Origin of the sequence: Nonomuraea wenchangensis (assembly GCF_900111685.1) — a bacterium.
Classification (GTDB): Bacteria; Actinomycetota; Actinomycetes; order Streptosporangiales; family Streptosporangiaceae; genus Nonomuraea; species Nonomuraea wenchangensis.
Map to the genome: position 1 here is coordinate 65,362 of NZ_FOHX01000027.1, position 19,666 is coordinate 85,027.

The 19,666-nt window shown below is 69.9% G+C and carries 28 protein-coding genes; 20 read left to right on the plus strand and 8 right to left on the minus strand.

Annotated elements, in window-relative coordinates; all coding sequences use genetic code 11:
• Positions 1-79: 79 nt before the first annotated feature.
• From BMW85_RS46020 to BMW85_RS46045, 7 genes are all read right to left on the minus strand, one after another.
• Complete coding sequence (locus tag BMW85_RS46020) at positions 80-325, minus strand: hypothetical protein (RefSeq protein WP_091094078.1); 246 nt, start codon at positions 323-325, stop codon at positions 80-82.
• Between the two features lie 434 nt (positions 326-759).
• Positions 760-972: a hypothetical protein gene (locus BMW85_RS46025; RefSeq protein ID WP_091094079.1), complete on the minus strand. Its 213-nt coding sequence runs from the start codon at positions 970-972 to the stop codon at positions 760-762.
• A 174-nt stretch (positions 973-1,146) separates the two neighbouring features.
• Positions 1,147-1,530: a hypothetical protein gene (locus tag BMW85_RS46030; RefSeq protein ID WP_091094080.1), complete on the minus strand. Its 384-nt coding sequence runs from the start codon at positions 1,528-1,530 to the stop codon at positions 1,147-1,149.
• A 135-nt stretch (positions 1,531-1,665) separates the two neighbouring features.
• Entirely contained in the window at positions 1,666-1,824 is a 159-nt protein-coding gene (locus BMW85_RS50185; RefSeq protein WP_177241238.1) for a hypothetical protein, read from the minus strand.
• Complete coding sequence (locus BMW85_RS46035; protein ID WP_091094081.1) at positions 1,821-2,594, minus strand: GntR family transcriptional regulator; 774 nt, start codon at positions 2,592-2,594, stop codon at positions 1,821-1,823. Before BMW85_RS46035 ends, BMW85_RS50185 begins: the two co-directional genes overlap by 4 nt.
• A 51-nt stretch (positions 2,595-2,645) precedes the next feature.
• Entirely contained in the window at positions 2,646-3,980 is a 1,335-nt protein-coding gene (locus tag BMW85_RS46040) for a helix-turn-helix domain-containing protein (protein ID WP_091094082.1), read from the minus strand.
• A gap of 193 nt (positions 3,981-4,173) precedes the next feature.
• A complete protein-coding gene (locus BMW85_RS46045) occupies positions 4,174-4,962 on the minus strand; it encodes a GntR family transcriptional regulator (protein ID WP_091094083.1) in 789 nt (262 codons plus the stop codon).
• A 248-nt stretch (positions 4,963-5,210) separates the two neighbouring features.
• Between BMW85_RS46045 and BMW85_RS46050 the strand changes: the two genes are divergently transcribed.
• From BMW85_RS46050 to BMW85_RS46100, 11 genes are all read left to right on the plus strand, one after another.
• A complete protein-coding gene (locus BMW85_RS46050; protein WP_091094084.1) occupies positions 5,211-5,684 on the plus strand; it encodes a hypothetical protein in 474 nt (157 codons plus the stop codon).
• Positions 5,681-6,022 (plus strand): hypothetical protein, encoded by a 342-nt coding sequence (locus BMW85_RS46055; RefSeq protein ID WP_091094085.1) that lies wholly within the window; start codon positions 5,681-5,683, stop codon positions 6,020-6,022. Before BMW85_RS46050 ends, BMW85_RS46055 begins: the two co-directional genes overlap by 4 nt.
• Entirely contained in the window at positions 6,019-6,534 is a 516-nt protein-coding gene (locus tag BMW85_RS46060) for a hypothetical protein (protein ID WP_091094086.1), read from the plus strand. The genes BMW85_RS46055 and BMW85_RS46060 overlap by 4 nt, the downstream gene beginning before the upstream one ends.
• Positions 6,534-6,785: a hypothetical protein gene (locus tag BMW85_RS46065; protein ID WP_143082642.1), complete on the plus strand. Its 252-nt coding sequence runs from the start codon at positions 6,534-6,536 to the stop codon at positions 6,783-6,785. Before BMW85_RS46060 ends, BMW85_RS46065 begins: the two co-directional genes overlap by 1 nt.
• Positions 6,786-6,831: 46 nt before the next feature.
• Entirely contained in the window at positions 6,832-7,914 is a 1,083-nt protein-coding gene (locus BMW85_RS46070; protein ID WP_091094088.1) for a hypothetical protein, read from the plus strand.
• A 223-nt stretch (positions 7,915-8,137) separates the two neighbouring features.
• Positions 8,138-8,581 (plus strand): hypothetical protein, encoded by a 444-nt coding sequence (locus BMW85_RS46075; RefSeq protein WP_091094089.1) that lies wholly within the window; start codon positions 8,138-8,140, stop codon positions 8,579-8,581.
• Positions 8,582-8,754: 173 nt separating this feature from the next.
• Positions 8,755-9,015 (plus strand): hypothetical protein, encoded by a 261-nt coding sequence (locus tag BMW85_RS46080; RefSeq protein WP_143082643.1) that lies wholly within the window; start codon positions 8,755-8,757, stop codon positions 9,013-9,015.
• Positions 9,008-9,562 (plus strand): hypothetical protein, encoded by a 555-nt coding sequence (locus BMW85_RS46085; protein ID WP_091094091.1) that lies wholly within the window; start codon positions 9,008-9,010, stop codon positions 9,560-9,562. Before BMW85_RS46080 ends, BMW85_RS46085 begins: the two co-directional genes overlap by 8 nt.
• Before the next feature lie 30 nt (positions 9,563-9,592).
• The gene (locus BMW85_RS46090; RefSeq protein WP_091094092.1) at positions 9,593-10,090 is read left to right on the plus strand and encodes a hypothetical protein; all 498 of its coding nucleotides are present in this window, start codon (positions 9,593-9,595) and stop codon (positions 10,088-10,090) included.
• 10 nt (positions 10,091-10,100) lie between these two features.
• Positions 10,101-11,429: a hypothetical protein gene (locus tag BMW85_RS46095; RefSeq protein WP_091094093.1), complete on the plus strand. Its 1,329-nt coding sequence runs from the start codon at positions 10,101-10,103 to the stop codon at positions 11,427-11,429.
• A 73-nt stretch (positions 11,430-11,502) separates the two neighbouring features.
• A complete protein-coding gene (locus tag BMW85_RS46100; protein ID WP_143082644.1) occupies positions 11,503-13,554 on the plus strand; it encodes a hypothetical protein in 2,052 nt (683 codons plus the stop codon).
• An 11-nt stretch (positions 13,555-13,565) separates the two neighbouring features.
• Here BMW85_RS46100 and BMW85_RS46105 read toward each other — a convergent pair whose 3' ends face one another.
• Positions 13,566-14,177 carry a hypothetical protein gene (locus tag BMW85_RS46105; RefSeq protein ID WP_091094095.1) on the minus strand — a complete coding sequence of 204 codons (612 nt, stop codon included), beginning with the start codon at positions 14,175-14,177 and terminating at the stop codon, positions 13,566-13,568.
• A 63-nt stretch (positions 14,178-14,240) separates the two neighbouring features.
• Here BMW85_RS46105 and BMW85_RS46110 point away from each other — a divergent pair, with 63 nt between their 5' ends.
• From BMW85_RS46110 to BMW85_RS46150, 9 genes are all read left to right on the plus strand, one after another.
• A complete protein-coding gene (locus tag BMW85_RS46110) occupies positions 14,241-14,570 on the plus strand; it encodes a hypothetical protein (RefSeq protein WP_091094096.1) in 330 nt (109 codons plus the stop codon).
• 14 nt (positions 14,571-14,584) lie between these two features.
• Positions 14,585-14,983, plus strand: a complete 399-nt coding sequence (locus BMW85_RS46115; protein WP_091094097.1) for a RapZ C-terminal domain-containing protein — start codon at positions 14,585-14,587, stop codon at positions 14,981-14,983.
• Entirely contained in the window at positions 14,980-15,528 is a 549-nt protein-coding gene (locus tag BMW85_RS46120; RefSeq protein WP_091094098.1) for an NUDIX domain-containing protein, read from the plus strand. The genes BMW85_RS46115 and BMW85_RS46120 overlap by 4 nt, the downstream gene beginning before the upstream one ends.
• Complete coding sequence (locus tag BMW85_RS46125) at positions 15,525-15,863, plus strand: hypothetical protein (protein ID WP_091094099.1); 339 nt, start codon at positions 15,525-15,527, stop codon at positions 15,861-15,863. The genes BMW85_RS46120 and BMW85_RS46125 overlap by 4 nt, the downstream gene beginning before the upstream one ends.
• Positions 15,863-16,033: a hypothetical protein gene (locus tag BMW85_RS50190; RefSeq protein WP_177241240.1), complete on the plus strand. Its 171-nt coding sequence runs from the start codon at positions 15,863-15,865 to the stop codon at positions 16,031-16,033. The genes BMW85_RS46125 and BMW85_RS50190 overlap by 1 nt, the downstream gene beginning before the upstream one ends.
• A complete protein-coding gene (locus BMW85_RS46130; protein ID WP_091094100.1) occupies positions 16,027-16,881 on the plus strand; it encodes a hypothetical protein in 855 nt (284 codons plus the stop codon). The genes BMW85_RS50190 and BMW85_RS46130 overlap by 7 nt, the downstream gene beginning before the upstream one ends.
• Positions 16,881-17,207, plus strand: coding sequence for a hypothetical protein (locus tag BMW85_RS46135; protein ID WP_091094101.1), 327 nt, complete (start codon positions 16,881-16,883; stop codon positions 17,205-17,207). Before BMW85_RS46130 ends, BMW85_RS46135 begins: the two co-directional genes overlap by 1 nt.
• 902 nt (positions 17,208-18,109) lie before the next feature.
• A complete protein-coding gene (locus BMW85_RS46145) occupies positions 18,110-19,288 on the plus strand; it encodes a hypothetical protein (RefSeq protein WP_091094103.1) in 1,179 nt (392 codons plus the stop codon).
• The gene (locus BMW85_RS46150) at positions 19,288-19,605 is read left to right on the plus strand and encodes a hypothetical protein (RefSeq protein WP_143082645.1); all 318 of its coding nucleotides are present in this window, start codon (positions 19,288-19,290) and stop codon (positions 19,603-19,605) included. The genes BMW85_RS46145 and BMW85_RS46150 overlap by 1 nt, the downstream gene beginning before the upstream one ends.
• Positions 19,606-19,666 lie beyond the last annotated feature (61 nt).

Consider the following 19,666-nt stretch of genomic DNA (forward strand, 5'->3'; position numbering starts at 1 on the left):
ATGGCCCCTGCTCGCCCATCATGGGCGAGTAGGGGCCATCTTCTGTCTCTTCGCAGATCAATGCCTCACACCGGGGAGGCTACCTGCCCGAGGGGATCGCAATGGTGAGCTCTACCCCGGTGCTCGTCACGATGATGACGAGCACGAGAAGGACGAGAAGCTTCCATCCTCGCCCCACAGGGTTGTAGACCTGGCCGGCTGTGATGATGCACGGCTGGTAGATGGACCCGAGGGTAGCGAGAGTGTTAGCCACTACCTTCTTAATGGCTTCGTAGGGGACTACGAAGCCTCCTTGGTTAATGTAATCAGGTTGGTAGTCGGTCACTGTCTTATGTCTCTCTCTTACTAGAGAGCCTGCTATCCAACCTGTTAGTGGAGTCCTGTAGCTCCCCGGTTTAACTTAATCCGGTACGATGGAGCTGCACAGTACAGGAGTCCTACCACGAACAGGCTGGTAGCGGGCTCGGTACCTTGGGGGGGTCTGGTCGCTCCAACGACCAGCCCCCCCCGTTTGCCGTTCCAATAGTAGCCGCACTCAGGACACTCTGTGGGGTTTGGCCTTTGACGTGCGGAAACGCAAGAACGTGCGCAGAGAATTGCGTAGATGGGCGCGCAGAAACGGGGAGTCCCAAAGGACAACATGGCCATCCCCAGACCTCATAGTGGAGAGACGAGAGGGTTCTTGGCGATTGAACCCTCGCCCGCGCCACAGGACATAGAAGGCCCCACCCGCTCCGGCGGGTGGGGCCTTCTTCGCGTTCAGATGATCAGTGTGGGCCAGCCGTCGAGTTCCACCTCGTGATTCGGGATCACGTACAGCAGTTCGTGCTCGCTCTCGCCGTATCCGTGCTCGGTGGCCCACTGCTGTGCGTGCTCGGGCAGGTCGTCCCAGTCGATCCCTGATGCGGCCAGTTCGACGGCGCCCTCGGGCATGATGTCGCCGGCTGATGCGGAGATGAGAGTCATGACCATGATTCCTCCTGGGGGACATGCCGAAGCGGGGTTATCCCTCCAGGGTGATGAAGTCAGCGGGCCTGGGCTCCGCAACCGAGGGTACAGCGGCTACCTGCCGCCGGTCCTTGGGTCAGCCTGCGTACTTCAGGCACTGCCACCGTCGGGCGCGGCAGGCTGGATGCCGAGCATGGCTCACTCGGCCTCACCACCAGACGAGCCCATTTGCAAGGCCCAGCCGCCTTGACGCCACGACCAGCCGTAGTCAGGGATGCCCACGAGGTGCCGGAGGGTGCCGTCCTCGGCCTGCTCGATGAGCTGGGTGGCCTGGTCCTCGTACTCGTCGTAGTGGCCTCGCCCGCCGTGGGCGGCGTGCAGGGCCGCCATGAGGGCGATTCGGGCCTCGTCCGCCACGTGGTAGGCGAGATTCACCTTCGCGATGTTCTCTGGTGTGGTGGTGCTGTGGCGGGCGTTCTCCGCCTCGAAGGTGGACAGCTTGGTTTTCGCGCGGCTGGCCAGTGCCAGGAGAATCGCTTCGCTGCCCTCGGGAAGGTCGCTCATCGGCACCTTCATGATCATGACCTCTTCTCTGCGCAGAGTGATTCGGGAGTCGTCAGGACTCCCGTGGACCCCCACCTGCGTGAGGAGAAGGACCCCGCATGCACGGGGAGCAGTTCCGAGCCTACGCGTCTGGCAGGCCAGGGTCGTGGCGTCTCACGATCTGCCAGTATTCGTCGCTGGGAATGGCGTCGATGCTCGTGATTCGTAGCCGTAGGTGCTGCCGATTTCCTCGATGATGCCTTCGATGTCGAAGGTGTCCGGGTGATCGCCAAGGGTTTGGCGTATGGCAGTTGCCAGGTCTTGCTGGGTCATGTTCCTCCTTCGCTCTGTAGAGATAGTGCCTGTTCGAGAAAGCGCACGCGGGCCGGGTTGGCGATGATGCGCAGGAGCTCCACCGCCCGGCCGCGCCCGTCCGCGATGACCTGGTCGGCGGCCAGCACCCATGCCCCGGCCGCGAGACCGAGCCCCTTCGCCTCGTCGCCGGTCGCGGGCCGCGCCCCGATGGCGCGGCGGACGACGGCGGCGGGGGCGTGCCCGGCCTGGGCCAGCGTGCCGTAGATGCCGCCCGGCACCTGCTGCTTGGCCGCGATCGGCGTGCCTTCGACCAGCTCGGCCGGGTAGATCGCCTCGTCCAGTCGGACCGGGACGTCGCCGGCGTGCGCGGTCCGGGCGCGGATCACGACTGCGGCGCCGGGGGCGACGCCCAGCAGGGCCGCCTCGTCCTGGGCGGCGGCCCTGCTGGTGACGGAGGTCGTGACCGTGCGCCCCTCCAGGCCGGCGAGCTTGCAGCATTCGGCCCAGGGGAGGGGGCCGTGGCCTAGCGGGTTGTGGAGTGTCAGGTCCACGACCGGCGGGTTCGGATCTTGGACGATCATGCCGACCGCCGCGTTGCGGCGGATCAGCCCTTCCTCTTTGAGGATCTTGTACGCCTTGAGCAGGACGTTGTCGGAGCCGAGTCCGTATTTCCTTATCAGGTCGCGGGTGTGGGGAAGCGGCTGGCCTACGGGGTAGATGCCGCTGACGATCTTCGCGCGGAGATCGTCAGCGACCTGCTGGTAGCGGGGGAGGGGCTTCTCGGCCATGAGGGCATGTTACGCGCGGAACATGGCGATGTCTAGGGTGCCGCATGCGTCTCACGCAGCAGTGATCAACTCGTGGAACTCGCGGGCCTGTGCCTGGTCGGGCCACCGCGACATCAAGATCGCATCCAGGCGCACCAGCTCCGCCCGCACCGACTGTGAACCCGCCTCCGTCGCGATCACCAACGCCTCACCCGCCGTCATCGCCGCCTCGTCGGGTGCCTGCGCGGCGGCGTGCGCGTGCGCCAGCCGCGCCATGTAGCTGGCCTTGTCCCGGCGCTGCGTCGGCCGCAACCCCGTGATGCAGCTCGTCAGCAGATCGACGGCCTCACCGGGCCGCCCCGCCTCCAGGTACGCCGTCGCCGCCTCCGCGTCCCCGAAACGCGAGCCGTAGAACCGCAGATACCCCGGCGTCTCCTCGCCCGGCGACACGGCCAGCAACTCGCCCGCACGCTCCATGTCCGCGTCCGGTCGGCCGCCGGCGAGCGCCCGGCCGCGCGCCAGGTAGGCGTGACCGATGCCGGCCAGCACGGGCGGGATCGGCCACGACGGGTTGACCGCCTGCTCGGCCAGGTCCAGCGCGGTCCGGTGGTCACGCCCGTCAAGCGCCAGCGACGCCTTGCGGAGCTGCATGTACGTCACCATCGGGTAGTCGCCGCTGTCCATCGCCCACAGCGCGGCGCGCTCGGCCCAGGCCAGGCAGCCGGACAGGTCCCCGGCCTCCTTGCTCAACCAGCTCAGGTGCTCGGCGTACGCGCCCTGCACCGTGCGGAGCTTCCGGCGGGTGGCCGCGTCGCACGACTGCCGGATCTGCTCGATCCCGTCCAGCCGCTTCCGCAGCGCCTCGATGTGCACCGCGGGCGGGAACAGGTGGTGCGCGTCCTGGTGCCCGACGAGGAACCGGGTGGCGTAGGCGACCGGGTCCTCGTCGCGAGGCCAGGCGGGAGCCGACACCGCGGCGGCGGGTGCGGCCGGGAGGACTCCGGCGCCGCCGGCTGCGAGAAGCCCGAGGAGCGTGCGGCGAGACAACGACACGTGGACCACCTTCCCGGCGATGCTGATCGGCACGGTGACCGCGTCGTCATCAGGGTAATCGCCGCCGTTCGACATGGACATCTCCAGGATGCCCGGAATGGTGTTGCGCGGCGGAAAGAGTGTTGCGTTTTGTGTTGCGCCTTGCCGCAACACCACAAGAAGGCCGTCCGTGTGAAGTACCTGGTCAACGGCCTTCACCGCAGAAGGCGACAGCCGGGCCAGGCCGTTCTCGGCGCGGGAGATGCGGCTCGGGTCCACGCGCGCCGCCTTGGCTAAGCCCCGGACGCTGAGCCCTTGAGCCTCGCGGAAATGGCGCATGACCTGCCCGAACAGGACTGCTGTGCCGTCTGGCATCTCGCCTCCCGAGGTGTTGCGCCTAGGCGCAACACAAGACGCAACACCCAGTTTGCCAACAAGGCTGCGACAGGAGCAGCGTGTTGTTCAACCCGAGTTCCGATCGCAGGGTAACTCCCGAAGCCGGAGGTCTGCTATGCGCGACGCAGCGATAGCACGCCGTGAAAGCCCGAGGCGTGGCATGCAGCCTTGCTCAGTCCTCCAGCTCGATCGTGTACCGCAAGATCGACATGTGGGTCGGGATCACGTAGAGCGTCACCTTGACCGGCTCGCCCGCCTCGTTGACGGTGACGTGCTGGATGTCGAACACCCGCTGATCCTCGGTCATCGACAAGAACTCGATCTCGTCCGGCTCGGGCGGGCGCACGCTGATGGTCTCAGTAAGCCTCTTCTGTCGCTGGCCCAGGTCTGCGAGCCGGCTACTGATGCCGCCGACGCCGGTGTCTTCGTCCTCGATCTGGGTGCCTTCGGCGATCGAGAGCGGGATGTAGCTGATCGCGATCTGGTAGGGCACATGCCGCGCGCCCGGCGCTGGCACGATCTTCATGTAGCGGGCCCGCATGACGGTGGACACCTCACCGGAGCTCACGCCCAGCAGGTCGGCTACGCGCTTCGGTGGCGCCACGCGGTCGATGATGTTGCGGGTGTCGTAGCTGAGATCGCGCTCGGCCAGCTCGGAGGCGAACGCGCCACGGGCGCCGCCTCGCTCCCTGCGGGTCTTGCTGTGGCGGACGGAGGCGTCTCGGACGATCGGCATGATGTCGCGGACGATCGTGCCAACGCCTCGGTGGACGCGGACCCAGCCTTCTGCCACGAGGATGCGCAGCGCCCGGTTCACGGTGACGCGGGTGACGCCGTACTGCTCGGCCAGCTCCACTTCGGTGGGCAGCTTCTGGCCAAGTGGATACGTACCGTCTTCGATCTTCGCGCGGATGTCGTGGGCGACCTCCCGGAAGATGCTCGTGCTTCGCGCGGATGTCATGTCTCTAACCCTATCGGTAGGAACTACCCTCCCGTCTTCAGGCTTGACGTAGTTCCTAAAAAGGAGTAGGAACTACCTATAGAAAGACGCGAGCCGAGGCGCTGGAACGCCGGAGTTCGTGAAGCACGACAGATCCCACCTGGTGCTGGAACACCGGCGGAGATCCCCAGGAACGCAAGACGGCCCCCGGTGCTGGAACACCGGAGGCCGCCGACTCAGGTCACTCCTCGCGAAAAGAGATCAACCTGATGCCGTCCATCATCGCACCACGCCCGCCCGGCGTGAACCACAGGCCGGCCCCGCAGCCGCGCCTCTCCCTGGAGATGCGGCTCCGCAACGAACGCCGCACGCTCGCTCCCCAGCTCGCCAACCCCGCGCGGCCCTGCCGCGCCGACGCCTCGGCCTGGGACGAGAACGGCACCCAGGACGACGCCCGCGCTCTCTGCTACGGCTGCCCCATCCAGGCAGCGTGCGGGACGGTCGCCGTCATCGACGAAGCGATTATCCTCGCCGACAGGGGCCACACGGCTATCCACGCGGTCGTGTCCGGCACCCGCGGCGGCGTGACCGCCCGCGCTCGCCGACCGGCCGTGCTCAAGCTGGCCGACCGGATCATCACCGACCGCATGGCTCGCGCCGAGCAGGCCCGCGCCGACGCCGAGCGCCAGCAGGCCGAGGCCGAGGCCGAGGCCGACGCCCAGAAGGCGGGAGCGGCGGCATGATCCTCGAAGCTGACCGTGGCAACCACATCAACAGTCACGACGCACCCGACGCCGCGCCCGGCATGCCCGGCGGCTTCTGCCACCTGATGAGATCCGAGAATAACCCGGACCTCACGTACCACGAGCGGATCGTCACACTCGGCGGCACCCCCGGCGACCCTCAGGCGGGCACCCGCGACGAGCCGATCGTCACGTGGCGGGCGCTCTGCGTGGACGTCTGCCCCCCGTTGAACGGAGCCGGCGTGTTCGACTGCCTCGGCTGCTCCGTCCGCCATCGGTCGGGCACGCTGGCCGACGCCCAGCAGCACGTCACCTCCTGCAAGGGGGGTGCGGCGTGATCACGAGAATCACTCTCGCCACGCTGGCCCTCGCCGCCCTGCCGATGGCCGCCGCCAGCCGGTGCGCGCCCGAGGCGAACGCGGCCGGCGGCGCTGTGGTGCCGGGCACGTCGTGCCGGGCTGGGCTGACCAGCTCGCAGGCGGCCAACGCCCGCGCCGTGCTCGGCGTGGCCGACGAGATGGGGCTGGGGACGCGGGCGAAGGTCATCGCCATCGCCACCACCCTCCAGGAGTCCGGCCTGGACGAGACCACGGTCGGCGACGGCGGCCAGGCGGTCGGCGTGTTCCAGCAGCACCCGCACTGGGGCCGCAACCGCACCGACCCGGCCACGTCCGCGCGCCGCTTCTACTCCCGGCTCGTCAAGGTGCCGCGCTGGGACACCCGGCCGCTGACCGAGGCGGCCCAGGCCGTCCAGCGGTCCGCGTTCCCGAACGCGTACGCCAAGCACGAGACCCGCGCCAAGAAGATCGTCGCCACCCTCTCCTCCCGCTCGTGCAAGGGGGCCCGCTGATGAGCCTGTTCAACCTGGCGCACGCCATGGGCAGACCCGGCCAGAACACCCGGACCTCGCTCGGCGTGCACATGTCGCCGACCGGTGAGCCGTGCTCGCTGTACCGCGACCCCGACAGCCGCGAGATCGAGCACGTGATCGAGCGCGACGTGGACGGCGTCGAGGTGGAGGTTCGGGCCGCCGGCGCGTGCCCCGCGCTCAACCTGGCGCCCGCCATCGAGACGACCGGGACGACGACGATCCCCACGTGATCCACCCACCTATCCACCCTGCACGTCCACCAGAGGAGATGACCCCGTGACCACCCAGCCCAGCACTCAAGGCCACACGCGATGGCCGTTGTGGGGCCTGCTCGTGTTCTGCGGGGGCATCTCCCTGACCCTGAGCGTCATGCACGCGATGGAGAAGGCCGCAGACGGAGACGATCTGGCTCTGGTGAAGGGCTTCCTGATCGGCATCGCGCCGGTCATCGCCGCCGCGTTCCTAGCGCATCTGCTCACCGACCCCTACGCCTCCCCCTTCCTGAAGGGCGGCGTCGGGATGGTGTTCCTGGGCGGCATGGCGCTCAGCGTGAGCGCACAGAAGGCGGTCGTGATGCCCTTCGTTGAAGGTGACGAAGGGCTCGCGACCCTCTTCCCGATCATGCTCGACCTGTCCACGATCGTGGCGCTCCTGGCGCTGTCCGGAGTCGGCTACTCCTACAACCGGGCCGTCCAGTTGGAAGCGCTCCGCGAGGAACTCCTGCCCGCGCTCACACGGGAACTGGAGGAGAAGTTCGCGGCGGAACTGGCCGCCCGCGAGACGGAACTGCGGGCGGAACTCGGGCGGAACAAGGAGAGGGAAATCGCGGAACTCCGGAGGGAACTCACGGAGGAACGCCGGGCGGAACTCGTGGACGTCCGGAGGGAACTCACGGAGGAACACGGCAGGGAACTCGCGAAGATCCAGCAGGCGCACAGCGAGGAACTGACCGAACAAGAGCAAGCCCTCCGGAACGAGTTCGCGACCCGCTGGGCACACGCTGAGGAGCAGATTCGGAACGATGCCGAAGCCCGAATCCAGGACCGGGTCCGGGACGCCGAGATTGCAGCCGAGGCCCGCGTCCGGCTGGAGCTGACGAGGAGCGGCACCGCGAGTAAAGGGCCGCGCAAGGCGCTCGGCCGGGGCACCAAGGACGACCGCAAGCCGCAGGTGAGCGTGCGCGACCGCGCCGCCGCCCTGCTCCGCGACACCCCTGACATGAAGGCGAGCGACCTCGCCACCGCCCTGGACTGCACACCGAAGTACGCCCGCGACCTGATCAAGGAGTTGGTGCCTGGTCGTGGAAACGGCCAGGACGAAACCGGCGAAGGCGGGGTGCGTCTCCATGCGGTCCCGTAGCCGGAGTTCCGGCCCGTCTTCCTCCCGCGCAGGAGCGCCGGTTCCGCCCGGAGTTCCCTCAGCAGTTCCGCCCCGAGTTCCCTCCGTACCGAGGGCCAGTTCCCTCTCGAGTTCCCCCCGTAGTTCCCTCAGCAGTTCCCCGCGAGTTCCCTCCGCGCCGGGGGCCAGTTCCCTCCCGAGTTCCCCGTTCCAGTTCCCTCGCCGGACCCCAAGGAGTTCCCCTTTGAACGCCACCGACATCCTCGCCCGCTACATGCCGATCCCGGTCCGGGACATGGCGAGCGGCGACATCCTCGCCGGCGAACTCGTCTACGGCCCCGGCCTCGAACCCCACCAGGTGACCGTGCTGCTGCCCGGCCAGCGGCCGATGCTCGTCCCGCACGCCGACCTCGCCGCCTGCCTCACCCGCACCGTGCGGGTCGAGCTCGCCGGCGGCCTACGGCTGACCATGTTCCCGCAGGCCACGGGCGAGTCCGTGGTGTGGGAGCTGTCCAGCCCGGCCGCGGCCGACGTGGAGAAGCGGGTGACGCTGCTGCTCGTGCGGGTCGGCGTCGGCTGGCTGCTGCCGTACCTGGCGGCGGCGGCCGACGCGGCTCCGGCCGGGGTCGATCTGCCGGTCGTGGACTGGGATTCGGCGGCGGCCGAGTGGTTCGGAGAGAACCCGTGATCGCGACTCTCTGTGACCGGCCCGCCAAGGCGCTGAGCCTGGGCACCCCCGCAGGTAGGCCAGTCAGGAGCCTCTCCAGGGGGGCTCAAGGTGGGCACAGCCTCATGCATGCGCGTGCGCGCGAGACACGCTACCGCACACCACGCACAGTTACCAGCATCGAGGAGATGTTCATGCCCCGGACGCGCCGCCCGCGCCGCGCAGACCCCCGTGAGAACAGGGGCAAGTCCAACGCGCGCAAGCTCGCCGCCGCCGAGGCCAGCGGCGACTGGCGGGAGTACTACGTCATCGCCTCCCAGTGGGTGATGGCCGAGGCCAAGCACATCGGCTACATCGATCCCGCCAAGGAGAACGACATCTACAGGGCGCTCGCCGCGCCCCTCGCGAGCGCCGCGAAGCGGCTGAACGAACAGACCTGGAGTCTCCATGCCTAACACCCCCGCCCAGGACGACTGGCTGAAGGACGTCATCCCGAGCGCTCCCAGCGAGCCCGCCGGGCCGACTCCGCCTGATCCGGCCGCCGCGCCGCCCCCGGCGACCGGCCCGCACGAGACGCACGACGAGCTGGACGACGCCGACCCGGACGAGCCCAAGGTCCGGCCGGCCCGGCGCGGACCGATCGCCGCCATCGCCCACTTCTACGGCATGGCCGCTGAGGACCGGGCCGCGCGCAGGCGGCGTGGCAACGGCACCAACTGGTGGATGCGGTGGATGAGCGAACAGCCCACCAGCGTCGAGGCCCATCTCTTCTACTACCTGCACGAGCGGTTCGCCCGCCGCGACGGCCGGAAGGGCTGGGACCTCGACACGCACTCTCCGCTGGTGAACTTCGTGTTCGCCTGCTTCTACCGCGCGTACGGACTGACGATCGGGCTGCTGTTCGGCTGCCTGCTGCCGTACGCGTTCGGGTGGATCAACCAGAGGCCCGGCCGTGGGCTGCTGGCGTTCGTCCTCATCGTGGCCTCGATCTGGCACCCCTGACCGAAACGAAGTGAAAGGAGGCATGACGCGATGGTTACCGCAGTTCTCGGGGTTGCGCTGCTGCTGCTGATCAAGGTCATCAACAATGCGATGAAGGGCAACCGCCTCCGGGCGGTCAAGTTCCTCGTCGGCGGAGGCGGCGGTGGAGGTGGACCCCAGGGCGCCCCTGGCGCTCAGGGCGGGCCTGCACGGGGCCCCTCCGCAGCCTGGCTGCCGTTGATCAAGCTGGTCGTGTCCGCGCTGGCGGGCTGGTGCTTCTGCTCCGAATGGTTCTCCAGCACCTTCCTCCAGTGGGCGGACTTCCACATCGGCCCGCTGTCGTGGCTGATCGCCCCGATCCTGTTCTGCCTGGGCTGGCTGGTCGTGGACTTCGTGGACCGGGGCGGCATCAAGCCGCTGTCGAACAAGCTGGCGTTCGCACTGCCGATGCTGATCGCGGCCACCCACGGCACCCTGCACGACTGGATCGTCTACCTGCCGTCACAGCCCGACACGATCATCGTCCAGACGCTCGACGCCTGGCTGTAGGAGGCAATCCGTGGACCCGCTGACGTTGTCGCTGATCGTCGCATGGGCGATCGTGCGCGCCCTGGGCGAGACGGCCTGGTACGGCTACCAGTCCGTCCGGCAGATCCCCGCCCGCCGGCGGCGCGCGATCGACGTCGGCTACGACCCGGCCGCTCCCGAGACGAAGCCGTTCACGTGGGAGCGGGTGTTCCGCCGCCGCGCTGAGGGCCGTCACGCCGCCGCGGCGGTGTGCGCGCTCGGCGCGATGGCGCGAGGTGTTCTCTCGCTGATCGGCTCGCCGTTCACTCTGGCCCGTCAGGCGGGCGAGGGATGGCAGGCCGGGTGGGACGAGCAGCGCCGCCGCCTCGCCGAGAACGAGGAGTGGAAGGCGTGGTGGAAGGACTGGAAGGGGTGGTGGCTGGACCGGCCCGCGCCGGAGCCGGGGACGACCCGGCGGCCCCGTTTCCGCCGCCCTGACCCTGACGCTCCCGTACGGCCGAACCGCCGGCCCGCCAACACGTCCAGGCCACGGCCCAGCAGCGACGGAAGCGACGCTGCGCGGCCGACTGTGCGGGGCACCGTCGTGGACAGTCGCCGTCCGACGCCGGAACGTCCGGTCACCGGCGAGCGTCCGGCCCGGCGCCGCTCGGGTGACCGGCGACCGGTGTACGTGCCCCCCGCCCAGCGGACCACACCTCGCCGGCCACGGCCACTCATCGACCTCTCCATCACCCTCGACCTCCAGCGCGACCACCCGCGGCGTACGCACCCCGGCCAGCTCGCAGGGCCGGCCGCGACCGGTGCCGCGCCGACGCTCGTGGCCGTCATCGACCGCCCCGCTCCCGCACCCCCGGCGGTCACGAACGAGACGATTCCGGCAGCACCCGCACCGGCACTCACCGAAGGAGACCCTGACATGTCCGGACAGATCGCCACCCGCAGCGCAGGAACCGCCACCGCGACGCGCGGCGGAGGAACGTCCGCGCCCGCTCCTGTCGCCGTCAGGCACGAGGACGCCAAGCGCATCGGCGAGGCCATCGTCAAGCGCGTCGCGTCCCGTCTCCAAGAGATCGAAGCCCTCAAGGACCACATCAAGAGCGACATGGAGTGGATCTCCTCCCAGATCGATGACCTGGAAGCGGCCGGGATCGGTGGTGACCTGGTCGCCAACTGGTGCTTTGCCCTCACGGACGGCGAGATCGTCCACCAGACCGCCGTCAAGCTCACCAGCGACACCGTCACCATGCACGGGTCCGCCCGTGACGCGCTCGCCGCGCAACGCCGCGCCGGAGACACGATGGCCGCCGCCAAGCGGCAGGTGGGCGAGGAGAACGTCGCCGCCAACAAGGACTACTACTGATCAGCTCAGCGCGCCGGGCCGAGCCCGGCGCTTCAGCCCCTCACCGACACGACCTGGAAGGAACCCCGCCGTCATGACCGCCACGCCAACGGAGACGGACACCACTCGGGCTGCCGTACCGACGAGCGAAGCCGTCCTGGCCGCCGCCGGGCGGGCACCCGACCGCGACTTTCCCCTCGGTGGGGAGATGAACCGCGCCGCCATCACCTTGTGGGGGAAGTCCCGGATCGGTCTCGCCCCGGTCGGCGTCATCGCCGGCCTGGCCGCCGCCGGGCACGCCATGCATGAGAACGCCGCGAACCCGCTCATCGGCGTCGTGATTCCCGCCGCTGCGCTGGCTGCCGCGCTCACCAAACACCGGGTGCGCGCGTGGCTGGCTGCCGCGCCGTGGCGGCGCACCTGGGCGACCGGGTGCCTGGCCGCCGCCGCCGCGAGCACGTCCACCGTCGCCGTTCACGGGCTGCATGGCAACCTCGCTGCGCTGGTCGCGGCTGGGTCGCTGCTGGCCGCCCCGTGGTGGTGGGCGAACCGGTGGGTGCCGCGCCGGGCGTGGGAGGCTCCGGCCCGCCACGGCAAGCCGGACGCCGCCGGCGAGCAGCCGTCGGCGCAGACCGCGACAGAGGGTGCGCAGCCGGTGCAGGCAGCGCCCACGCACCCCGCGATCGAGGCCGCCCGCCACCCGCACCAGGACCGCTGGGACAACACCCTCGGCAAGCATGAGCTGGCAGGCACCACACTGGAGGAGCCGCAGACGGTGCTCGACCACAAGGGCGAGCCGAACGGCGCCGCGTTCGTCATCAACGGCTCCGACGCCCGCGTGTCCTGGACGAAGATATTTCAGCGGCTGTCGGACATCTACGCCACCTACGACGCCCCCAACGTGGAAAAACTCGTCCACGTCGAGCGGCACCAGGGGTGGGAGACCCGCGCACGCCTGGTGATTCTCGAGCGTGACCCGTTCGCCGAGGTGATCGAGTGGTCGCGGCCCATGCTGGACGACAAGGGCACGGTGCCGTTCGCGGTCTACCCGGACGGGTCCGGGTGGGCGCCGTACACGCTGTACGTGCCGGGCTGGGGTACCCCGCACGACATGGTGGTTGGCGAGACCGGCGGCGGCAAGGGCGGCGGCCTGCGGCTGATCGCGATCGAGACGCTGGCGTTCGGCAGCCGCCTCGTCCTCATGGACCCGCACCTGACCGGCGCTCTGGAGGACTGCACCGGCCTGGTCCGCAACCCGCTGTCCACCCCCCAGGAGATCCTCGCCGGGATGCGCGGCATCGAGGCGGCGCTGGAGGAACGCATCATCATGCGCGCCGAGCTGGGCAAGGAGCGGTTCGGACCCGAGTTCGGGCATAACATCCTGCACGCGATGGTGGACGAGACGTCGCAGGTCATGACGATGGACAAGGAGATCGGTCGTATTCTCGGCCGCGTCTACCGGGAGGGCCGCAAGTTCTACGTCAAGGGGTCGCTCGCGGACCAGTCCACCGCGTTCGGTGACCTGCTCGGCCACTCCGGCGCGGTCATCCGTGACCAGGCGCAGGGCGGCAACACGATCTTGTACCGGATGTCGCCGCAGGAGGGGCGCCGCACCAACCCTGGTGTGCCGTTGCCGAAGCCGCCGCACGAGCTACCCCAATGGATCAACGAGGATCTGAAGATCCGCGCCACCGGCGTCGGGTACGTGCTGGGCGGCTCGTCGCGGGCGCTGATGTCGCGCACCCAGTGGGTCCCCTCGGAGGCGTTCGCCGCCTGGTGCCCGCCCGTCGAGCGGCAGGTGCTGGACGACCGCACCGAGGAGGCGTTCGAGCGCGGGTTCGAGCGGGCGATGGGCCGCATGACCGGCGACGAAGGCCAGCCCTCCCGCGACCGTGACCGCGACGAGGGAGCGGCCGGCGGCAAAGTGACGGCGCTGTACCCGCAGAGCGACCCCGACGAGGACGAGCGGTTGACGCGGCGGCTCCTGGAGTTCCTGCACGACCAGGGCGGGCACGCCACTCGCGCGCAGATCTCCGACGCGGGGATCTGCCCGGCGACGAAGGCGCACCGGCTGCTGACCGAGCTGGAGAAGTCCGGCGAGGTCACCCAGCCGCAGCGCGGCGAGTTCCGGCTGCGTGCCTCGTGAACGGCAGCACGTCAGGAGGCCAGCCGCGTTATCCGCTGCCGCAGCAAGGGAGCCGCGACCTGGGCCGCGAGGAACCCCGCCGGGGGTTCCTCGCCAGCGCGTTCGGCGTACCAGGTCAGCGCGTCATGCACGCTCTGGCGGCCGACCCATTCGGTGGCCAGCTCGTCGGCCGCGTGGACCCGTTCACGGAAAGCGGCAGCGCCGATCAGCCGCTCCCGCCAGCCGAAGAACACGCCGATGAGCGCGATGCCCCCGCTGAACATCAGCCACGGGCTGCCGGCCAGCATGCCGAGCACGAAGGCGGCGATGCTCACCTTGGCCAGGGTGGGAGCCCACCACCCTGCGCGTTCGCGAGCGCGCTGCCCTGGAGCGTCGGCGAGGGAAGCGGAGGCGACTTCGACGGCGACGATGCCCTTGATCACGTCGCGCGGCGCCTCGATGGCCATCCGCTGGCCGACCGTGAGCACCGGCCGGGGCCTGTCCGGTGTTGGCCTGGCGACCGTGATGGCGATGCCGTCCCCGGCGACGAGCACGTCCGGGTCGCGGAACTGCTCGGGCACGGGGATCTCCGCGACCCGGTCGCGGACGAGCTGCGCGTAGGACTCGGCGTGCGAGGGCTCCATGCGCGCATGGTAAGTCCGGCCCCTACAGGTCGTACAGGACGGAATTCCCGCAGTGATCACGGCATGCGACTGCTGATGCGGGTGTTGCCGCTGGTCGGATGGGTGGCCGCCGCGCCGCTGCTCGGCCTCGCCGCCGGCGTGACCCGAGCGGACCTGCTGCTCGTGGTGCCCGCGACGGCTCTGGCCGTGACCCTGGTCGCGGTGACCGTCCGGCGGCGCGTCTCCCCGTTTGCGCTTGCGCCAACGATCACCGCGACGGTACTGCTGGCCGCCCTGACGTGGGGGCCGATCACCGGGGGCGCGCTGTGCGTCACCGCCGCCCTGGCCGCTGACCAGGCCATGAGCTTCCTGCGGCGGCCCCGCCGCAGGTCAACCGGCCCACGACGGGCCTGACGAAAGGAACACCCGTGATCAGAGTCATCTCGTTCGGGTTCGGTCACGAGCCCCCGCCGCGCGCCGACCTCGTCATCGACGTGCGCGAGCTCCTGCGCAACCCGCACCACGACCCCGCCTTGCGGGAGATGACGGGACTGGACGAGCCGGTCCGCCGCCACGTGCTGGACACGCCCGGTGCGCTCGGGCTCCTCCACCACGTGGCGGCCACGGCATCCGCTCTCGCCGCCGACCTGGCGCCCCAGAACCGGACGGTCACGGTGGCCTGGGGATGCAGCGGCGGGCGGCACCGCGCCGCCGCCCTCGCCGAGGAAACCGCCGATCTGCTGTGGGCGTCGGGCGTGAACATCGTCCACGTCGAGCACCGCGACGTGGACAAACCCCTCCTCGCCCCGCAGGAGGTGCAGGCATGAAGACCTGCGACAACACCAGCGTCGGAGCCCTCATCTTCGACCAGCAGGGGCGGCTGCTCGTGTTCGACCGCAACACCGACCCGCCCGGCGTCGCCGGCCCGGCCGGGCACGTGGACGACCACGGCGGCCCTATGGACGCCGTCTGCACGGAGGTGTTCGAGGAGGTCGGGCTGACCGTCATGTCGGCCGAGCTGGTCACGGGCGGCTGGCACCCGAACCAGTGCCGCCGCCTGCCCGGCCCGCGCGGGGTCGGCCACCAGTGGCAAATCTTCCGCGTCGAGGTCGCCGGGGAGCTGAACCCGAGCACGCGGGAGACCCGCAACGCGCGCTGGGCCGACCGTGTCGAGCTCCAGTCGCTGACGCATCGCACGATCGACTACGCCTGCGGGTGGCTCGCCTACGAGGAGTTCCGCGCCCGGCCGGGGATCGAGCCGGTGTGGCTGCCGACGCTCGTCGCCGTGGGCCTGGTGGACGTGGCGCCGGAGCAGATGGCGCTGTTCAAGGAACTCATCGCGCGGCCCCTTCCGCAGGGGGATCGCGCATGAGCGGCGAGGTCATCACCCGCTACGCCAACCGGGCTGGCGCGGTCGTCGAGCTGCACCACCAGCGGTTCACCACGAAGACCGATTATCGGGGCTACTACCACGACGAGACGTCGTTCGAGCTGAGCGGCTTCAACTGGCGCTGCTTGGGATGCGGTGTCACCGGGTGCAGCGACATCTACAAGGACCGTGCGTACCGCGACCTCGACAAGGCTCGCGCGGGTGGGCAGGAGCACGCCGACGCCTGCTCGGCGCTGCCACCCGAGGAGGAGCAGGAGGAACAGCGGCGACGCGGACTGTCCGCGTGGGTGTCCGGTCTTCTCGGGGGAGGGTCTTGATGTCCACCACTTCGGCTCGCCCAAAGCGTTCGCCGCTGGTCGCCGACGTCTTGTATGGCGTCGCGGGCGCGCTCGCCACCCTCGCGGTCGTCACCTACGCGGTGGCGGCCGTCACCGGCCGCACCACCAACCCCCTCGACCAGGCCGACAGGAGTCCCCGGTCATGCTGATCCTTCCCTTCGCCGACATCCCCGGCAACACCCACCACGTCTCCGAGGACAACCCCGCCTACGTCACCCACGCCGATCAGTACCGGATGAGCTGGGCCACCATCATCGAGCGGAGCCACCCGAACTGGGACGCGCTCACCGAGGGCTTCGTCGAGGAGTACCGGCCGACCGACACGTTCGGCGTCGCCGGTGCGGAGAGCCAGGAGCACTCCCTGATCTGGCTCGGCCCGGCCGACGTCATCGCCCGGCTCCAGGCCAACCCGGTCGATGTTCCGTGGTCGGAGTTCAACCAGCACGGCATCTGGGCCGACCGGTGGCCGAACGGCGACGCGTGGAACGCGCTGATCCCGCGCACCACGTGGAACCCGGACGGCCAGGGCGTCGTCACCGAGTACCCGTTCGAGGACGGCAACGGCAGCGTCGTCGTGTACGAGATGCTCGGCCGGCCCGCGCTGCTGTCGCCGGGAGTGAGCGAGTCGCCGGAGGGGCCGACTCCGCTGGTTACCTGGCACTGCACCCGGTGCCACGAGGAAGGCGACAGCCGCGACCGGTTCATGTCGGCCGCCCCGTCCGACCGGCGGACGGTGTGCATGAAGGCGCGGAAGCACATGCGGCCGGGCCAGTGCCGGGCCGAGGAGGCCAACGCCCGCGGCGACCGCATGGTGGCGGTCGTGCAGGAGGTGTTCGGTCGGCCCGTGACCGGCAACACCGCGGGCCTGTACGCAGCCCAGTGCGCGACGAAGGACCTCGACCCGAACGGGATCATGATGACCAGCTCGTGCGCCGAGGTCAGCGAGGCACGGACGCACACCGACCGGCACCGCGTGGCGATTGGCGGCGGAAGCTGATGCCGTACGTGCACACGGACGGGCGGCCGGCCGGGGCCCGGATCACGCCGGAGACGCATCCGGGCAGGTGGCTGCCGGAGGATGTGGCGCTGTTCCGGCAGGGCCTCTGCTGCCACGTCACCGAGCAGGGCAACTGGACCGGGACCACACACTGCGGTAAGCCGTCCGACCCGGAGGCGGACTTCGGCTACTGCACGGAGGACGCGCTGCGCAGCGAGGACGAGGGCGGCGCGAACTGGTGGTCCGGCTTGGGCGAGGAGCACGAAGACCCGTCCATCGACTGGAAGCGTGACCCGGCCCTGCTGGAGCAGCACGCACAAGGATGATCCGATCTTCCGACCAATCGGAATGATCAAGCAAGAGTGCAGGTCACAGGGCTAGTCGTGGCCTAGTGGACAGATCCAAGCAGGCGACCATATGGTGTCAGGCGACGCGCGTTGATCGCGTCTCTTGCGCCGCTATCCGAGGTGATCGTTTCGGAGAGCGGCGCGGAGACGCGATCATCCGGCCGCCAGCCCCTCAAGGTCGCGCGGGAAGGGCCTTACATGATCGAGAACACGGAAAGTTGTGGCGCGACACGCCCGCGTGTCACTGGAATCGCGAATCGCATCTACGCCATCATTGGCCACCATGAGCGGAAGCAGACCCGGACGCGATGCCACGGTGATCTACAAGCACACCATGCGCTACGAGCGGCAGGACGTCCTCGACGCAGTGAGGGCCCTGGCCGCCAGTCGGGGATCACTGTCACGTGCGGTCGAGGAACTGCTTGCTTCTGCGCTCGGCCTGGGCGACCAGCGCCCGGACGACGAGCAGCAGCAGCTCACGCTCGGCCAGTCCACACCCCACGACAGGATGGTGGCTGCCTAGCCGAAGGGCAGGCGCTTCACCGTGAAGGAGAACCCCTAACAACAAGAAAGCCCCGCAGAGCGGGGCGTTTCTCTGACGAGCGATCCACTACGTCGTTCGGCTCCAGGTTTCCTAGGCCACGAGAGCTGAGCAACAAGGAGGATCGTCCGGCCGGTTTGACCGCGTCGGCCTGGTTGGCCGCCCGCGGGCTTTGTTGTGCCTCCTGACCCACATCAGAAAGGCAATCGCCATTATGGCATCCGAACGTGCGGCCATGCCAGCATGCGCCGAAACAGGAACCGTGGCGTGTCGGACACGCGCCACCAAAACGCCCGCGCAGCAGCGTCGTAGCGGCGTTCGCTGGACGGTGCTCTCCGGCGTGTCGGACCTGCCCGACCTCATGGCCGGGCCGTCGCGGGCGGTCATCGCCGCCGCGGTGCCGCGCGGCATGCGGCGGGCCGGCTCGCAGCAGGAGTGGCTGCGCACCCTCAAGGAGGACCTGGAGGTCCTGGAGCTCCGGGCCGATGGCTACTCGAACCTGCTGCGGGTCGCGAACCTCATCGTGTGGGCGGCCGACTGGTCCACGCTGTGCTCGCGGCCGACGATCGCGCGGATCGTGGACGTGACCGGCCTGGCCCGGCCGACCGTGAAGCGGTGGATCAGGTGGCTGCGGGATCGGGGCTGGCTCGGCGTTGTCGAGCAGGGGAGCACCTGCCGCTTCCGGAAGGGCACGGGCGCGGGCCTGCTGGATGACGGCCTGGGGAACCGGGCCGCGCTGTGGGTGCTGGCCGTGCCTCGCCGCACCGCTCGTGATCACCGCCAGGAACCGGCCGTTGACCAGCCTGAACAGATAAGTGAACCCCCCTCTGTTTCTCTCCGTAGGAGAGAAACTAGCTCTCCCACGCGCACGCGCGAGGAAAGATCACCTCGCCGTCGCAGCTCACGCATCTCGCCTACGTGGTCCTTGCACGACACGGCCAGGACGAAACGCGACAAGATCGCCCTATGCGAGCGGCTTCGTGCGGAGGACCCGCTCCTGCGGCGCGTCACGGCCTGGTACCTCCGGTGGTGGCTGGCCCCCTTCATCGATGAGGGGTGGACGGCGGCCGACGTGCTGCATGCGCTGAACGTGCGTCCGGATGACTCGCGGTGGACGTACACGTGGTCGAGCGCGTCGGAGATCCGGCATGTGCCGGGCTGGGTGCGGCACCGGCTGGCGGCGTGGCTGGACTCCGAGGGGCGGCCGGTGCCGTCGCGGTCGCAGCGGCGTGCGGCGGCCGACGCCGCCCGGCGGGCGGAGCAGGCGGCGCGGCGGGCGGAGCGGGCGCGGATGGCCGCTGCCGCAGGGTGGCTGGAGGTGCCTGGGCCGCGTCCGGCGGCCGAGGACGACGGCCACCCCGTCGAGGCGGTGGCGTCCACGCCGGCGGCCGGGCCGAACGCGGCGTGGCGGAAGGCCCGTGCGGAGACCGAGCGTCGGCGGCGGGAGAAGGAGGCGGCCGAGCTGGCGGCGCTGGCCGCGTGGGAAGCACGGCGGCGGGCTGAGCGGAGGTCGGTGTGATGGCGGACGCGCAGGCGTGGGCGGCTCTGGCGCGCGAATGGCTGAAGGCGACCTCGCCGCGGGCGGCCCAGGCGATGCGGGAGCAGGAGCAGGAGGCGGCCCGGCGCCGCCGGGACTGGCGGCCGGGCGAGCACTGGCGGGGGAAACGCGCCGACGCCGACGCCGCCCAGGAGGTGGAGCAGGTGCGGTGGGCGACGGAGCCCGAGCCGGCGGCCGGCCCGAGCGAGGAGGAGATCGAGCGGGCACGGACGGCGTTGGAGCGGGAGATGGCGCTGGCGCGGGCTCGTGCTCGTGCCCGGCAGGAGCGGGGGCAGTGAGTGATTGCGTGTCCCGCGACAAGATCGATCTACGTTGTAAAGACCCGCGTGCCGCACAGCC

What these genes read in the sequence shown, in the direction of transcription:
- BMW85_RS46040 (WP_091094082.1), bottom strand. Translation starts at nt 3,980, where the DNA reads ATGCCAGACGGCACAGCAGTCCTGTTCGGGCAGGTCATGCGCCATTTC.
- BMW85_RS46080 (WP_143082643.1), top strand. Translation starts at nt 8,755, where the DNA reads ATGCCCCGGACGCGCCGCCCGCGCCGCGCAGACCCCCGTGAGAACAGG.
- BMW85_RS46025 (WP_091094079.1), bottom strand. Translation starts at nt 972, where the DNA reads ATGGTCATGACTCTCATCTCCGCATCAGCCGGCGACATCATGCCCGAG.
- BMW85_RS46030 (WP_091094080.1), bottom strand. Translation starts at nt 1,530, where the DNA reads ATGATCATGAAGGTGCCGATGAGCGACCTTCCCGAGGGCAGCGAAGCG.
- BMW85_RS46135 (WP_091094101.1), top strand. Translation starts at nt 16,881, where the DNA reads ATGCCGTACGTGCACACGGACGGGCGGCCGGCCGGGGCCCGGATCACG.
- BMW85_RS50190 (WP_177241240.1), top strand. Translation starts at nt 15,863, where the DNA reads ATGTCCACCACTTCGGCTCGCCCAAAGCGTTCGCCGCTGGTCGCCGAC.
- BMW85_RS46150 (WP_143082645.1), top strand. Translation starts at nt 19,288, where the DNA reads ATGGCGGACGCGCAGGCGTGGGCGGCTCTGGCGCGCGAATGGCTGAAG.
- BMW85_RS46035 (WP_091094081.1), bottom strand. Translation starts at nt 2,594, where the DNA reads ATGGCCGAGAAGCCCCTCCCCCGCTACCAGCAGGTCGCTGACGATCTC.
- BMW85_RS46085 (WP_091094091.1), top strand. Translation starts at nt 9,008, where the DNA reads ATGCCTAACACCCCCGCCCAGGACGACTGGCTGAAGGACGTCATCCCG.
- BMW85_RS46065 (WP_143082642.1), top strand. Translation starts at nt 6,534, where the DNA reads ATGAGCCTGTTCAACCTGGCGCACGCCATGGGCAGACCCGGCCAGAAC.
- BMW85_RS46100 (WP_143082644.1), top strand. Translation starts at nt 11,503, where the DNA reads ATGACCGCCACGCCAACGGAGACGGACACCACTCGGGCTGCCGTACCG.
- BMW85_RS46045 (WP_091094083.1), bottom strand. Translation starts at nt 4,962, where the DNA reads ATGACATCCGCGCGAAGCACGAGCATCTTCCGGGAGGTCGCCCACGAC.
- BMW85_RS46090 (WP_091094092.1), top strand. Translation starts at nt 9,593, where the DNA reads ATGGTTACCGCAGTTCTCGGGGTTGCGCTGCTGCTGCTGATCAAGGTC.
- BMW85_RS46130 (WP_091094100.1), top strand. Translation starts at nt 16,027, where the DNA reads ATGCTGATCCTTCCCTTCGCCGACATCCCCGGCAACACCCACCACGTC.
- BMW85_RS50185 (WP_177241238.1), bottom strand. Translation starts at nt 1,824, where the DNA reads ATGACCCAGCAAGACCTGGCAACTGCCATACGCCAAACCCTTGGCGAT.
- BMW85_RS46050 (WP_091094084.1), top strand. Translation starts at nt 5,211, where the DNA reads ATGCCGTCCATCATCGCACCACGCCCGCCCGGCGTGAACCACAGGCCG.
- BMW85_RS46110 (WP_091094096.1), top strand. Translation starts at nt 14,241, where the DNA reads ATGCGACTGCTGATGCGGGTGTTGCCGCTGGTCGGATGGGTGGCCGCC.
- BMW85_RS46125 (WP_091094099.1), top strand. Translation starts at nt 15,525, where the DNA reads ATGAGCGGCGAGGTCATCACCCGCTACGCCAACCGGGCTGGCGCGGTC.
- BMW85_RS46055 (WP_091094085.1), top strand. Translation starts at nt 5,681, where the DNA reads ATGATCCTCGAAGCTGACCGTGGCAACCACATCAACAGTCACGACGCA.
- BMW85_RS46120 (WP_091094098.1), top strand. Translation starts at nt 14,980, where the DNA reads ATGAAGACCTGCGACAACACCAGCGTCGGAGCCCTCATCTTCGACCAG.
- BMW85_RS46105 (WP_091094095.1), bottom strand. Translation starts at nt 14,177, where the DNA reads ATGGAGCCCTCGCACGCCGAGTCCTACGCGCAGCTCGTCCGCGACCGG.